We start from the raw sequence: 14,707 nt of genomic DNA, 5'->3' as shown, positions 1-14,707 counted from the left end.
ATCAGGGTGCAGACGGGCTGCACACCCTTCAATAGCCTCTGGGAATGCCTCATCCGTTTCAAAGCCCAACCGTGTTCTGAACGGCGGTGACGACCAGAAAACCTTATTGGGATGTAAAGGATTACCATCAATAATCTGCAGGTCACACAGCTCGTCATTGCGCATTTCACGAGAAAGCTTAACGCGTCATGGCGATGTCATAGTCAGCCTGACGCGCAACCTCATTGTGAATATTCAGTAACCTGCCCATCATTCTCTGAGTCAAGCCGTCCGGCTGCGTTCACGACGTGTTTAAGCCCGGAACCCGTATATTTGCTATCCTGAAATGAAACCTTTTTTGCCGGCTTTCCTCCATGAGGTCTGTCCCATGAGCATCTCGTAAAAGGTGTATGAAGTGGCCTTTATCCTTTTGATGTAACAGTGAACAGAGAGCTGCCAGCGTATAGTTCTTCTGACCGTCGTTGCCAAAGTTGAACGGCGCGTCCCGCGAGATCCCCAACGGCGTGCTTCGGGTATTTCTTTCTCCCTCACGCATCCAAAACGATTCAGGTGCCAGAGGTAGCTGACTGTCCAGAAGGTCGGGCAGTTGAGCGACAGCCGGGCATTTTTGACGATGTTCTTCAGGCTAAAGGACGGTAACAGCAGCGGATGCTCGCTGCGGCTGGCTGAAAACGTTTTTAATCATTAACGATGCCTTTGAAAGAGAAATAAGACAGAGGCGTTGTCGGCACAACAGGACGTAATATGCGCAGCACAACACTTTAATTTAATTGATTTATTAAGGTGAGCTTACGCGTTTACCGGTATCTGTCATGGGGTCAGCTCGTAGTGAGATATCCTCAGACGTTAAAAAAAAGCGTTGTTTTGCGCTTTGTGAAAACGGCCCCTTAGGTTCATCAGCACTCTGCCGAAAACAACATGGGTACGACAAACCATAACCGGAGAGAAAGATGAAGGTATCGACACGACTGTCGGCAGGATTTGCCTTTTTAATCCTGCTTTTTGTTATTAGCTCAGCGGTTGCCATGAGCAACCTGCTTGAAGCGCGTCAGAATATTAATGAGATCGTCAATACCAACCTCAAAAAAGTCACACTGGCTAATGATGCAGGTACGGCCCTGAGAAACATGCTTGTTGAAGTGAGGAACATGGCTCTCTTTTCTGATAAATCAGCGATTGAGAATGAGTGGGGGCGCTTTGAAACCCAAAAAGCGGCTTATACTCAGAAACGTACTGAGCTTGCCGCCATGATCGAGAGAGACAGTAACCAGAAGGAACTTAGCCTGCTCAGGAAAGTGCAGGAAAATGAACAGGCTGCGCTCACCACACTCGCCGCCGCTGCCAACATGGGCAGGCAGAGGCAACTGGATGGCCTTGCTGCTTATCTGACAAATGTTGTTCGTCCTCCTCAGCAAATTCTCATATCCAGTCTGAATGAACTAACAGATATGCAGCGGGCGTTTGCTGAAAACACGGCGGTAAAAAGTAATGACTCCGCCAGTCGCGTTATTAAAACCTTTATTGCGCTCATTCTTGCAACCGTCATTTCCGGAGCAGCAATTTGTGTGTTTATTAGCAGGAAACTGATGCGGCAGCTGGGTGGTGAACCTGGTCAGGCACAGGCGCTGGCAGCTACTATTGCGGCCGGAGACCTGAGTTCCACCGTTGTGCTGCGTAGCAAGGATACCACCAGCCTGCTGGCCTCACTGGACAGCATGCAGGCCAGACTGCGCGGTCTGGTCTCGCAGATAAAAGACGCCTCTGCCTCCGTGGCGCTGGCCGCCGATGAAATCGCCCAAGGCAATACCGAACTGTCATCCCGCACCGAGCAGCAGGCCGCCGCCCTGCAGGAAACCGCTGCCAGCATGGAGCAACTGACCGCCACGGTGAAGAGCAATACCGCAGGTGCTCAGCAGACCGCTGAATCGGCTCGCGGGACGGCACAGTTGGCCCGCTCGGGTGAGTCCGACGTACAACGAATGTCGGAGACGATGCACGATATCTCCGTCAGCGCCGCAAAAGTCCGGGATATTACCTCGGTGATTGAAAGCATTGCGTTCCAGACCAACATTCTGGCGTTGAATGCGGCGGTAGAGGCGGCACGCGCCGGTGAGCAAGGCCGTGGCTTTGCCGTGGTGGCTGGCGAAGTCCGTACGCTGGCGCAGCGCAGTGCCACGGCGGCACGGGATATTAAGGTGCTGATTGAACAGGCCGTTGATCAGGTGGAAAGCGGCGTGTGCGTCGCCTCCGCTACCGGGCAAAGCATTATGAAGATTGTTGGCATGGTCGGCGAGCTGGCGGAGGCCATGGATAACATCTCCCTGGCATCGTCCGAGCAAATGCAGGGCATTTCACAGGTCAGCGTGGCGGTGAGCCAGATGGACGGCGTAACGCAGAACAACGCGGCGCTGGTGGAGGAGTCGTCTTCAGCCTCCCGTTCGCTGTCTGAGCAGGCACAGGATCTGCGGGGCATGGTGGAGGCATTTCGTGTCTGAGAACTCATCGCCGGGTGCATGGACGAATGGGTGTTCTTCTTTGCCTTCACATGCAGCCACAACCCGCAGTACTGTGAATCATGGGTTCCTGCGCGGCGTTATCGCATTCATTGCGAACGTCTGAAAAGAATCCCCCTAAAGTCGCCAACGTTTTACCCTGTCGAACCTGCTTATGCGTGAGTTCTGCACAGCGAATCTCTGAGAGGTTCGCTACTTACTGCAACAGGCTGGGCGCTTTCTCTTCAATCAGAAACCGCACGTTGCCTGTCAGCGAGGGATCATGTCTGCACGTTATCGGCACTGGCAGTCGCATAGTTCACCAAACGTAGTCAGGCTAATGATCTAAACAGACAAGGGTTTGTAGCTAAACCGCTCGTTCTTTCAGCGTATACAGACAATGACAACCTCAGCCAGCGGCCAGCATGAATAAAACCCGCCCGGGTTTCCCGGCGCGGGCTTTACGCGACGACAGTCAGCCACTTTTCCTTCGCGATTACAACACCTCTGCCCACGTCATAATCAGTTTGGCCTGCACAGGCTCGGCCAGCAGACTGGCATCTGGCTGCCAGCTGTCCCAGTCGCGGAAAGCACTGAAATCAAGCCCGGCCAGCGTTTCCAGCGAGCGGACAGAGACACGGTATTCGTCCACCTGCGGCACCGCTTCCGGCTGCAAGGACGGTAACACGCGGCGCGGCTCATCCAGCAACTTATCCTGACTGACCAGCAAGGCGGTCGCCTGCGGTTTGCCCTGTGGCCCAATGCGCAGAACCACTTTCCAGAACATCAGCGGCACCTGTAACTCTCCATATTGCCGATGTTGATCGTTGAGTATCGGTCCGGTCAGCACGCTAATCTGCTGTTTGGTTTTCAGCACGCCGTATTCCAGGATATAGCGCTCAACGCCTTGCCAGTACTGCACGCTCTGATTAAAACGAAAATGCTGCGGTGAGCAGTTAGTAAAATGAAACGTATCTTTGTTGGCGCGAACCGCTTCAGCCGCTGTGCCCCAGGTGGGATCGCTGCGGCGGGTAAGATGACCGCGGTCGAACCAGCGGCTGAACGCGCTATAGAACGACTGACCTGTCACATAACGGCTGTCGATGCGGCTGTCTTCAGACCAGCGGTCGCCTTCGGGTAACAGTGACGGCTGCCCGCTGCCGCGGTCGACGTTGATATAGCGCGCGCCATCAATATTGGTCGCGGTGAAAAAAGCCAGCTGCCGTTCAGCGTTCATCAGCAGGGAAAAGTGTTCGTAATCCAGCCTGGCCTCAGCGCCCTTGCGCCCGTCACGCAGGGGCGCGACTTCACCGGAACGCGGGGCGATAATCGCGGCCATATCGATGTGGGTATCAGCCAGAAAGTCCGCCTGAAAACCGTCGCGGTTACGATAATTTTCGTCTGGCGCGGCGGCACCTGGAAGTGCGTAGTCCGGCGCGGGTTCAGCCTTGAGTGCCTGCATCAGGATTGCCTGCCTGTCAGCAGGCAGCGTCGGCAGTTCGCCTTTCAGCCAGTCAGTGAGCGCGCTGATGCGAATGCCTTCATTGACCCATTTGCCGTTGTCCTCTATCCCGCCATGATGAAGGGCCACCAGTTGCCAGCCATCGTTGAATACCGGCGCACCCGACGAGCCGCCTTCACTGTCGGCTTCGTAGTGCAGAAACTGTTCGTGACGGGCTAACAGCGCATTATTGCGCAGCGTAATTTGCTGTGGCGCGCCAGACGGATGATGGATCAGATTAAGGCTGATGCCCAGTGCATGTTTATCGTTGCGATCGTTAAGCGCCAGCGGCAACGGATTCTCAGCGCTGTCGTTAAGCGCTGCGCCCAGCGCGACGAGCGTGCAGTCAAACGCGTCCGTCGGGCTGGTAAGCCAAAAGCGTTCTGCATCTACGCTATAAAGACGCCCCTGAATAAGCTCGTCCGCCTCGCCCTGACGGTAGCCGAACTGAAGTGTGATACGGCCTGATGCTGCGGGGTCAGGCAGCAGATGATGGTTAGTCACAAAGAGGTTGCCATGAGTGAGAAATCCGCTGCCTTTCGGCACGCCATCTTCTCTGACCAGCGCCACGGCTTTGGCCGCGCGCAATCCTTGCTGCAAAAAAGACACCGGTAGCAGATCGTTCGTGCCGATGATGACACCCTGGCGGGCGCGTTGCTGAAACGCATAGCGCTGCGCGCGTCGTTGATCCGGCTCCGCCTGCTGGCCCTGACTGAGCGCTGTGCGTGTCTGCTGTCGTTGCCCGGCCGTTACCGCCAGCCTTGCGGCTATCTGCGCTTTCAGTTGCTCGTTCATTCGCCTCTCCGTGATAATGTTATGCACCCTTTTAACCATAGCTGCTGCTTATCACGGCACAAGCGGCGCGAATATCACCGCGCGCACCAACGCCCTGCCCTCATCCTTAAGGCCAGGTTAGGTATCTGAAAGGCGATTGAACGAATGCTTAAATGGAACCTTACAAAGGGATTATTGCGGGCGAAATAACCAGGCTGTTGAAACCTTCAGCAAAGGGTTCAGAAGCCGGTAAAACCGCTTTGACTCAGCATCCTGACTCCATTAGTATGCGCCCTGTAGCACGATTCCTCTGTAGTTCAGTCGGTAGAACGGCGGACTGTTAATCCGTATGTCACTGGTTCGAGTCCAGTCAGAGGAGCCAGATGTATGTTTTCATGCATCTTAACGAATCTTTATACGATTAAGATTCAACAGGTTAGCGTGAAAATTCTTTCCGATGCATTTTCATTTTCCCCTCCGCATCGGGAAAGATTGGTGGTCTGATTTGGGGTCATTTCAGTTCGATAATGGCGTAACCACTCTACGTCCCTGAACGACACGACAATCCGCAGCGTAAAACCATCCGCTAAACCTTACAAAGTTTCCGATTCTCATGGCCTGTCCCTTTTCGTCAATCCAGCCGGTTCACGTCTCTGGTGTCTCAAATTTCGTATCAATGGTAAAGAATCCCGCCTCGGCTTAGGTGCCTATCCCGATGTTTCTCTGGCTTATGCCCGGCAGCAACGTGATGGCATACGCAAGGTGCTGGCGCAGAAAATCAATCCAGCACAGCAACGTATCGCCAGGAAAGCTGCCCGCTCACCGGAAAAAACGTTTAAGCACGTTGCATTGGGCTGGCATAAGCGCAACAGAACATGGTCACAGAACCACTCCGTCCGTCTGCTTGCCAGTCTCCGGTTTTTTCCTTTCCATATACCCGGGTCAGTCCCGCAGATTGTCGTTTTGGTTAGTTTAATAATAGCATCAGTAGCTTCCATAACCGTTGGACGAACCCTTTCCTCAACACGAATATCATTTCCCCCGTGATAAACCATTGCTTTCATTTTTCTTTGCATGTTAATCACCCTTCTCTTTTTTTATAAAATCGCTCCAGTTTAAATAACATTGAAAAAAAATACTCACAAAATTATCTTAGTTTTGAAAAACTAAACTATTGGGGATTAGCTCACAAAACCAGCGTGATATTAATTGGCATTAAAGTCCGCCACCCGTTATTAATAACTTAGCACCCACATGAGACCGCTATTAAAATAGATAGAAAACACGCCTGGTGAGAAAGATTATCCGATTAATTTTGGCTGAATTGGTTAACAGATTGGCTATATTGCGCAATGACACTTTACTTTTAAATCCATATCATTTTTAGCGATCATGTCTATATTGATCGTATGCGCAAACCGTCATATCCCTAATTAACAACTTGTGGCGATATCGAACCCATTATTATGATGTTCAATGCAATGGACATGATGTGCAGCGCATTGACGCCGACAATTACGGAAATTCAGCATGTTCAACAGGCAGACTGTCCTTGTACTCATATCAAACGGTTATTATCCGCGCCCATCGTGTGTGGTAGTGGGCATGAAGTATGCGCTGGCGATAATCTCACTGACATTCTTTGTTCTTTTTCCGAGCATGTTGCAAGCCGAAGAGATAACCGTTCATCATACTCAGGGGATAACCAGCGTACCGGTCAAGCCCAGGGTTGTGGCTGTACTTGATATCGCTGCACTAGATACCCTTTCCACGATAGGGGTTGATGTTGCGGGCGTTCCCACACTCAACTATCCCCCTTATCTCGCTAAATTTGGGGAAAGCCGTTACCGGAAGGTTGGTTCACTTTTCGAGCCCGATTACGAAGCACTTAATGCGCTGTCCCCTGACCTGATCATCGTGGGGGGACGTTCATCACCCAAGTACACTCAATTAGCAAAGCTCGCCCCTACCATCGACCTTAGTCCTGACTTTCAACACCGGGTTGACAGCGCCATATCGCATGCGCAGCTTCTTGGAGAAATATTTGGGAAGCAAGCCGAGGTTGACCGTCGTACCAGCAAGCTACGTGCAACAGTAGAGGCACTTCGAGCACAAACGTCGAAAATAGGGACAGGACTGCTGGTGATGACCAGCGGTGGACGCATCGCGGCGCTCGGCCCAAACTCTTGGTTTGGTACACTTTATAACGACTTTGGCGTGCAACCCGTGACGCGCAAACTGGATGATGGCCCTCACGGCCAGGTGATATCCTCCGAGTTCATTCTCGAAACGAATCCTGACTGGCTTTATGTGATTGATCGTGACGCGGCCATAGGGGAAAAAGGAGCATCAGCCCAACAGCTGCTGGATAATGAACTGGTGCGTCAAACTAAAGCCTGGAAGGCTGGTCACGTTGTCTACCTTGATCCTGTCGCATGGTATATTGTTGGCGACGGACTCACTGCGCTTCAGTCAATGGCTGATGAAGTTTCCCTGGCAATAACGAAGACAAAATGACGTCTCCAGCGCACGTTGACAAATCGTCAGTGAAAGGACTTTTGATCGCACTGAGCGTTATCGGATTGCTTTCCCTTATTAGCCTCTTTATCGGTGCGACGACAACTTCGCCTGTATCGCTTTTTGCAGGCAATACGACATCGACTATAAGCATTCTGCTGGCTAGCCGCATTCCGAGGACCCTTGCATTGCTCCTCGCTGGAAGTTCCATGGCTGTTGCTGGCCTGATCATGCAAATGCTTTCGCGAAACCGATTCGTGGAGCCTGGCACAGCAGGTACGATTGAGTCCGCCACTCTTGGGTTATTGCTGGCTGCGCTACTGGCCCCCGGGCTGCCTGTGCTCGCGCGCATGCTTGTGGCATGTTGTACCGCCCTTCTGGGAACACTGCTGTTCCTTGTCATCCTGCGACTGTCGCCCATGCGCTCGCCATTAATGGTTCCGCTCGTCGGCCTGATGCTCGGCGGCGTAATCAATGCAATGGCGACATTTCTTGCCTACCGCTTCGACCTTATTCAGTCCCTCGTAGCCTGGTCTACTGGGGACTTTTCATCGGTTCTGCGCGGCCGCTATGAACTACTGTGGATCTCATTTGGCGCAGCCGTCCTCGCTTACATTGCAGCCGACAGGTTCACTGTGGCAGGACTTGGACAGAATTTCGCAAATAACCTGGGCCTGAACTATCGGCTGACACTCATTACCGGGCTGGTCATCGTTTCAATCGTAACGGCTGCAGTGGTCGCGACGGTAGGTGCAATTCCCTTTGTCGGTCTTGTCGTGCCAAATATCATCAGCATGATGATAGGCGATAATTTGCGCAGGTCAGTACCCTGGACCGCCACTCTCGGCGCCGGTTTCGTACTGAGTTGCGACATTCTAGGTCGCTCCGTAAACCAACCCTTCGAGATCCCAGTGGGCCCCATCATAGGGATTGCTGGCAGTGTGATTTTCCTTTTCATCCTCAAAAGGGGAGCTGCACGATTTGATTGAATCTCAAGAGATAAGACCCGTTATAGTAATCATTTTGCTCGCTACACTGACATTACTCTTATCAGTGGCTTTCATGACAGTCGGTGCAGGAGGACATTGGTCTTTTGTGCTACCTCTTCGTGCACAAAAGCTCGCAGGGCTTTTGTTAGTTGGTTATTCGATAGCCGTCTCTACTGTGCTATTCCAGACCATAACCCAGAATCGTATTCTGACGCCATCCGTCATGGGTTTCGATGCACTGTACGTATTTATTCAGACCTTAGTGGCATTCACCATAGGCTATGTCCACGACGCTACCATCAACCCATTTCTACGTTTTGCAGTCGAGACATTCGTCATGATCGGTTCAGCAACCCTGCTCTATAGCAGACTCTTCGCCGGGGGGCGCAGAGACCTGATGTTTCTGGCGATGGCCGGTCTCGTTTTCGGTGGGCTACTGCGAAGTCTGTCAAATTTCCTGCAGCGTGTTATCAATCCGGGGGAATTCGCCGTCCTGCAGGACCGCCTCTTTGCAAGCTTCAATCTTATCGACGCCAGCCTGCTATTCATAGCAGCAATACTTGTCCTTAGCGTCTCGCTGATAGGCTGGAGAATGCGGCACAGCTTTGATGTGTTGGTGCTAGGGCGAGACACCGCGATCAATTTAGGCATTGATTACAAACGAACGGTTAGAGCCATCCTGATGATGATTGCCATCCTCGTATCGGTCTCTACGGCATTGGTTGGGCCGGTTACTTTCTTCGGCCTGCTGGTAGCCAATCTAACTTATCGTTTTGTCGGGAATGCGCGGCATGCTCTGATGCTACCGGCCTCTGTGCTGATCGCGATGACGTGTCTGGTCTGCGGGCAGTTTGTTCTGGAGAGGCTATTTGGCTTTAATACCGGCCTGAGCATTATAATTGAGTTCTTCGGCGGTATTACTTTCATTATATTAATCATGCAGAAGGCGCGATGATAAAAACGCACGCACTCACTAAACGGTACGGCACAATTACGACTGTGGACAACGTCTCAGTGAGTATACCTAAAGGCGGACTGACATCCATCATCGGTCCTAATGGTGCAGGTAAATCCACACTTATGATGCTCATTAGCAGGTTATTGCCAGCAACCAGTGGAACAGTGACGGTTGACGAGATGAATGTCGTTAACACGCCCACGAACATACTTGCACAACGTCTGGCAATTCTACGCCAGGATAACCATACCAGCGTGCGCCTGACCGTCAGTGACCTGGTAGCTTTTGGCCGCTACCCGCACTCGAAAGGACGTTTCACCCAAGATGATCGAGAGCATATTGAGCATGCACTTGAGTATCTGGACATAACATCGTTGCGCGATTGTTTCCTTGACGAGCTTTCAGGTGGACAGCGCCAGCGCGCCTTTATTGCAATGGTCCTGTGTCAGGACACCGATTACCTGTTACTCGATGAACCCCTGAACAGTTTAGACCTCAAGCATGCTACTGCTACAATGAAGATTCTTCGAAGAGCAGCAGACGATCTGGGTAAAACCGTCGTATTAGTGCTTCATGATATCAACTTTGCTTCGTACTATTCAGATCACATTATTGCGATGTCCGCAGGCAAAATATATTGTGAGGGTTCTCCTGACCAGGTTATTAGAGCTGAACGTCTCGGCCAACTTTATGATATGAAGGTTAGTGTCCATGAACTGAGTGGGCAACGGATAGTGACTTACTACGAATGATATACAAAATATTTTAACGTTGCCCTTTCAGACATCTGAATAAACTGTTTTCGTGAAAAAAAAGCATTAATAAATATAAATCACATGCAAATACTTTCATGAAAATAATGTACCGTGTTAAACAGTTGAGAGAAAACAAGGCGAATGTGACGGGTGCTGGTGGTCCTGACAACCGCCATTTTTCGGTTTCGCTTGTCATTCAGCCAGTTAATGGCAAAGGCGATCCTGGTGAGAGGAGCAAGATTTAGAGAAGCCCGCTCAGGGAAACCTGAGCGGGCTTTTTGCGGGGTATCGCTAACGCACCTTGAAACCCGATTGATGTTGGCAGGCAACACTTTCAGATGGCCTCACTGTTTACACATCGATCATGATTGCCTTCACGCGACGGGCAACGTCCATACATTTCCCTTTCCAGACGGGCACTGATCAATAAAAAATTCGTTTATCAATGGTTTATAGATCGGTAATCAATCGGGATGCTAGTGTTCTGGCTGATAAAAAATTTATAATATGCCCCCCACTGAGAGGCAGTTGATGAGTACGCGCTTTCTTTATTTTGCCTTAACAGTATTGCTAACTGGATGTGTAGCACGGTCTCATGAACCCGATCCGTTACAGGTGCAGTTCGCTAATTATGGCACGCTGCCTAATAACTATAAAACGCTAGTCAAAGATACGTTTTATTATCATCTAAAAGATCCCTATAGCGCCCATTATCGTTTTTTCCAGCCCTATAGAGGATATTCATGGATCATGAATGTTCCCGAAGATAAAGAAGAATTGATGTTCGGTTGGATCATTCCCGGCATGGTTAACGCTAAAAACAGTTACGGAGCCTATGTCGGTCAGAGGAAGTTCATTGTGATTTATTCAAATGGCCAATATCACAACCTTAACTACATCAAAGGTACAAAAAAAATTGGCCGGCCGCTTTAAAACTACATGAGCTTTTGGCCGTTGAGCAAGCCGGGAACGTATCGGCGTGACATCAGGATAGAGCCACCATACGGAGTATGATGGCCAGGCGATAACAGAACCTGGATTTACCAGAGCCATGGTTTCATTATGTGCTTTTAATCGGGTAGGTCGTTAAAGGTTTAATTTCCTTTAAGACAAACATGCTTTGCATCTCTTTGATACGCGGCAGCCTGCGCACGACAGACATGGCGAAATCGGCGTACGAGTCGAGGTCGGTTGCCACCACCTGCAACAGAAAGTCAGCGTCGCCGCCTATGCTGTAGCAGGCCACAACGTCCTCCAGTGCGGTCACCTGCTGCTCAAACTTTTCCGCTTCAGCTTCGCTGTGACAGTCAATGACCACCCGAATAAACACCATTACCCCAGAGCCGGTTTTTTTTCGATCCAGTACCGCCCGATAGCCCTGTATCACGCCCTGTTCTTCCAGTTTGCGAACTTTGCGCCAGCACGGTGAGGCGGACAGGCCAATTTTATCGGCCAGTTCCTGATTGGTGATGCGCGCATCGCCCTGCAATACGCTTAAAATTTTTATTTCTGTCTTGTCGAGTGCCATAGAGGTCAGTTCCTTTCCGATTAAGGCATAAAACAGGTAAATTCTTGCAAAGAGTAAGGCATATCGACGTGATTCAGACAACCCATTTCTGGTCAGCTCCGGCATACTGTATTCACCCTGTGTTGTGTGCGGTGCGAGAGGTGAATGCATTACAGACAGGATGAAACGCAACGAAGTAAGGCGGATAAGGGCATTTTACTTCGCCTCTGAGCGAGCGTGCTGTCAGGGCTACAGGACTCGTGAACAGACGCATACATGTCATCTAAAGAAAGGAAATGCTATGCCTGCCAATGCAGAATTACTGCCTTATGTTTTGGCGCTTGGCCTGGCCGCCGCGATTCCTGGCCCGGGCATGACGGCGATTGTCGCGCGCAGCTTAAATGGCGGTTCACTGGCCGGCTTAGCCGCCCTGGCGGGCGTGATAATGGGCGATCTGTTTTATCTCACCCTTGCCGTTTTTGGCCTTGGCGTGGTCGCGCATACCTATACCGCTCTCTTTACCCTGATTAACTGGGCGGCTGCACTTTATTTGGGTTTTCTGGCCTGGCAGTTTTGGTCTTATCAACCCCATGCAATCAACATCGACCAGAAAGTGACGCGTCAGCAACTGGCTTCAGCCTGGCTGTCCGGTCTGAGTATTACGCTGGGTAACCCCAAAACGATTGCTTTTTATCTGGCAATACTGCCGCTGGTGATTTCCCTGGAGACGATCTCACTGAAATTTTGGGGGACAGTGCTGGTGCCCGTTACCGCCGCGGTATTACTGGCTGTCGGCGCAATGTTTATATTGGCGGCGATGAAAATCCGGGTTTTTCTGACCAGCCCGCAATCGCTGCAGATAATGTACAAAGTGGTAGGCGTGATTATGCTGCTGGCCGCCATCGGTATGATCGTAAAAACGCTGTAATGCAGCAATAACGTCAGAGGGGAAAAGGTGCCGCTGCCTTATCGAGAACGCACCTCAGAACAGACTGATTAATCCTGATTGGCCGGGGGATTTTCCCCTGTCGGCGCAACAGTATTGTTTCGCTGTGGTAGTATCAGCCTCTTACTTTCTCGTTATCAGGCAACCCGTTGAGCACTATGTCGGACACTACGAAACGCAAAAACGATCCCGAAGGGCTTAAAAAACGCATTCTGGCTGGTGCACTGAAAACCTTTGCCGAATTTGGTATGCAGGGTGCTCGCCTGGAGCAGATTGCCGAGAATGCCCAGACCACCAAACGCATGGTGGTTTACCATTTTGGCAATAAAGAGCAGCTCTATATCGATGTGCTGGAACAGGTTTATCAGCAGATCCGGGAACACGAAACCGGCCTGAATCTGGCGGCAATGCAACCTGAGCAGGCCATAACCAAACTGGTTGAGGCCAGTTTTGATTACCATGTTTCTCATCCAGACTTTATTCGGCTGATCTGCATGGAAAACCTGTCCCGCGGTCGCTATATCGCGCAGTCAGCCCGCCTGGGCCAGCTGAACCGTAGTGCGCTGGATCTGCTGGATGACATCCTCAGTCGGGGACAGCAGCAGGGGCTGTTTATTCAGGAAGTCGAGACGCTGGATGTACATCGCCTTATCAGCAGTATCTGCGTGCATCAGGTATCGAACCGGTTCACGTTTAATACTCTGTTCAGCCCCGACAAAGATGAAGCGGACATTATCCGTCGTAACCGCCAGTTAGCGGTCACGGCCACCCTGCGTTATATCTGTCGCTAGCGGCCAGCATCCCGGGCGTAAAAAGCAATAGTCTATGCTTAAGAGGTATTTTTAATATCACTTAACTAAGGACTGCAGTTTGAGCAGAGACGCCAACCTTTATCCGCTACGCCAGACCCACGTTGATCCGCACGATGATGCTGTCTGGAACTGGGCGCAAAATGAACAAATTGGGACGCGTCAGCAGGTAAAACACCCCGCTGATGAAGCCGCGCTTCAGCAGTTATTGCGTGAATCCAGTGGCAAGGTACGCGTGACCGGCAAAACCTATTCCCCTGGCAGAATGTTGTCCGTGCACCCGGACGAGTTGCTGCTGGATCTCAGTGCGCTGACCGGCCTTGTCCGCAGCGACGAGAACAGCGTGACCTTCGCGGCTGCCACACCGCTGGAAGACATCTACAGCACCTTGACCGACATGGATCGCATGCTCGCCTCTTCGCCCGGCGTCATTTCCGTACAGACGCTGGCGGGCGCAATGGCGACCGGCACCCACGGTCAGGGCCTGCAACAGAGTTCGATTGCCGATGAAGCTGAGCACATCCGCATGGTGCTGAGCGACGGTTCAGTTCGTGAGCTGTCACGTGGTGATGCGGATTTTGCTGCTGCGCAGGTTTCCCTTGGCGTGCTTGGCATCGTCACTGAGGTCACCTTGCGCACCCAGCCTTTTCGTATTTTCACCTGCCATAAAAATGCGGTTCCCGCAGATAACCTGGAAAGTGATTTGCTGCGCTGGAATGACGAATACGAACTCAGCAAAGCCTGGTGGTTTGTGGATGACAACCTGATGCACGTGTGGAATGCGCATCAGGCAAGTGAAGACGAGATCCAGCATTATGAGAAGAATGGCCGTGAAGTCGTGGAGCACGCTGATGAAGGTGATGACAGCCTGAATGACACCATCGATCAGACGCTGGAACATATGCATCGCGACACGCAGATTCACGGTAAAGGCGGCAAACAGTTCCGCACCGTGACACGTTTTCGGGATTTTACCGATGTCACCGGCGATATCTATCAGCTGTTCTGTCGCGGCATTGCCGTGCCGCAGATCAACGTGGAGATCGGCGTGCCGCTGGAAAAAACACCGGCGGTTATCCGCAAGATTAAACGCTGGTATGCCGAAAATCGCCCGCACATGCACTATCCAATTATCCTGCGCTGTACCGGTGCCTCATCGGCCTGGCTGAGTCCAGCCTTCGACCAACCCACCTGCTTCTTTGGCTTTGTGGTGTATTACGCCGATGACGGTTCCCTTTCTGAAGCGGGCCTGCACTTTTTAACTGAGGTGGAGAAACTGCTGGCAGAAGAAGGCGGTCGTCCTCACTGGGGCAAATATTATGATGCCTCGCTGTACCGCTGGCAGGATCTCTATCCCCACTGGGGAGCCTTCCGCGCCCTGCGGGAGCAGCGCGATCCGCAAAGCCGCCTTAGCAACGACTACACCACCGCGCTGTTTAATGAAACCGATAAGGGATGA

At 51.6% G+C, this 14,707-nt stretch carries 11 protein-coding genes, 1 tRNA gene and 1 pseudogene; 11 read left to right on the top strand and 2 right to left on the bottom strand.

What is annotated here, in order from left to right; all coding sequences use genetic code 11:
- Positions 1-950 precede the first annotated feature (950 nt).
- Positions 951-2,495 (top strand): methyl-accepting chemotaxis protein, encoded by a 1,545-nt coding sequence (locus QNH99_RS08715; RefSeq protein WP_256852346.1) that lies wholly within the window; start codon positions 951-953, stop codon positions 2,493-2,495.
- A gap of 493 nt (positions 2,496-2,988) precedes the next feature.
- Here QNH99_RS08715 and QNH99_RS08710 read toward each other — a convergent pair whose 3' ends face one another.
- On the bottom strand, positions 2,989-4,788 hold the full coding sequence (locus QNH99_RS08710; RefSeq protein ID WP_410517567.1) for a DNA/RNA non-specific endonuclease: 1,800 nt from the start codon (positions 4,786-4,788) through the stop codon (positions 2,989-2,991).
- Positions 4,789-5,073: 285 nt separating this feature from the next.
- On the opposite strand from QNH99_RS08710, the gene QNH99_RS08705 reads away from it, so the two are divergent.
- The 7 genes and pseudogenes from QNH99_RS08705 to QNH99_RS08675 all read left to right on the top strand — a co-directional run bounded on the left by QNH99_RS08705 (position 5,074) and on the right by QNH99_RS08675 (position 10,919).
- Positions 5,074-5,149, top strand: a tRNA-Asn gene (locus QNH99_RS08705).
- Positions 5,150-5,316: 167 nt separating this feature from the next.
- Positions 5,317-5,718 (top strand): annotated as a pseudogene (locus QNH99_RS08700) (Arm DNA-binding domain-containing protein); the annotation flags it as partial.
- A gap of 654 nt (positions 5,719-6,372) precedes the next feature.
- A complete protein-coding gene (locus QNH99_RS08695) occupies positions 6,373-7,284 on the top strand; it encodes a siderophore ABC transporter substrate-binding protein (RefSeq protein WP_063881207.1) in 912 nt (303 codons plus the stop codon).
- A gap of 29 nt (positions 7,285-7,313) precedes the next feature.
- Positions 7,314-8,273, top strand: a complete 960-nt coding sequence (locus QNH99_RS08690; protein ID WP_063881205.1) for an ABC transporter permease — start codon at positions 7,314-7,316, stop codon at positions 8,271-8,273.
- On the top strand, positions 8,266-9,228 hold the full coding sequence (locus tag QNH99_RS08685) for an iron chelate uptake ABC transporter family permease subunit (protein ID WP_208625003.1): 963 nt from the start codon (positions 8,266-8,268) through the stop codon (positions 9,226-9,228). Before QNH99_RS08690 ends, QNH99_RS08685 begins: the two co-directional genes overlap by 8 nt.
- Positions 9,225-9,983, top strand: a complete 759-nt coding sequence (locus tag QNH99_RS08680; protein ID WP_063880115.1) for an ABC transporter ATP-binding protein — start codon at positions 9,225-9,227, stop codon at positions 9,981-9,983. Before QNH99_RS08685 ends, QNH99_RS08680 begins: the two co-directional genes overlap by 4 nt.
- A 534-nt stretch (positions 9,984-10,517) precedes the next feature.
- Positions 10,518-10,919 (top strand): hypothetical protein, encoded by a 402-nt coding sequence (locus QNH99_RS08675; RefSeq protein ID WP_063880116.1) that lies wholly within the window; start codon positions 10,518-10,520, stop codon positions 10,917-10,919.
- A gap of 127 nt (positions 10,920-11,046) precedes the next feature.
- Here the strand turns inward: QNH99_RS08675 and QNH99_RS08670 are convergent, their stop codons facing one another.
- Entirely contained in the window at positions 11,047-11,514 is a 468-nt protein-coding gene (locus QNH99_RS08670; RefSeq protein ID WP_063881208.1) for an Lrp/AsnC family transcriptional regulator, read from the bottom strand.
- Between the two features lie 280 nt (positions 11,515-11,794).
- Between QNH99_RS08670 and QNH99_RS08665 the strand changes: the two genes are divergently transcribed.
- From QNH99_RS08665 to QNH99_RS08655, 3 genes are all read left to right on the top strand, one after another.
- Positions 11,795-12,421: a LysE family translocator gene (locus QNH99_RS08665; protein ID WP_063880117.1), complete on the top strand. Its 627-nt coding sequence runs from the start codon at positions 11,795-11,797 to the stop codon at positions 12,419-12,421.
- Positions 12,422-12,597: 176 nt separating this feature from the next.
- Positions 12,598-13,230 carry a TetR family transcriptional regulator gene (locus QNH99_RS08660; protein ID WP_063880118.1) on the top strand — a complete coding sequence of 211 codons (633 nt, stop codon included), beginning with the start codon at positions 12,598-12,600 and terminating at the stop codon, positions 13,228-13,230.
- A 79-nt stretch (positions 13,231-13,309) separates the two neighbouring features.
- Complete coding sequence (locus QNH99_RS08655) at positions 13,310-14,707, top strand: D-arabinono-1,4-lactone oxidase (RefSeq protein WP_410517566.1); 1,398 nt, start codon at positions 13,310-13,312, stop codon at positions 14,705-14,707.

Source organism: Pantoea allii, assembly GCF_046529425.1.
Taxonomy (GTDB): domain Bacteria; phylum Pseudomonadota; class Gammaproteobacteria; order Enterobacterales; family Enterobacteriaceae; genus Pantoea; species Pantoea allii.
This window is presented reverse-complemented; position numbering and strand designations above follow the sequence as displayed.

Bases quoted from the DNA above. Each gene is read 5' to 3' on its own strand.
- QNH99_RS08665 (WP_063880117.1), top strand. From the start codon at position 11,795: ATGCCTGCCAATGCAGAATTACTGCCTTATGTTTTGGCGCTTGGCCTG.
- QNH99_RS08675 (WP_063880116.1), top strand. From the start codon at position 10,518: ATGAGTACGCGCTTTCTTTATTTTGCCTTAACAGTATTGCTAACTGGA.
- QNH99_RS08680 (WP_063880115.1), top strand. From the start codon at position 9,225: ATGATAAAAACGCACGCACTCACTAAACGGTACGGCACAATTACGACT.
- QNH99_RS08695 (WP_063881207.1), top strand. From the start codon at position 6,373: ATGAAGTATGCGCTGGCGATAATCTCACTGACATTCTTTGTTCTTTTT.
- QNH99_RS08710 (WP_410517567.1), bottom strand. From the start codon at position 4,788: ATGAACGAGCAACTGAAAGCGCAGATAGCCGCAAGGCTGGCGGTAACG.
- QNH99_RS08660 (WP_063880118.1), top strand. From the start codon at position 12,598: ATGTCGGACACTACGAAACGCAAAAACGATCCCGAAGGGCTTAAAAAA.
- QNH99_RS08670 (WP_063881208.1), bottom strand. From the start codon at position 11,514: ATGGCACTCGACAAGACAGAAATAAAAATTTTAAGCGTATTGCAGGGC.
- QNH99_RS08715 (WP_256852346.1), top strand. From the start codon at position 951: ATGAAGGTATCGACACGACTGTCGGCAGGATTTGCCTTTTTAATCCTG.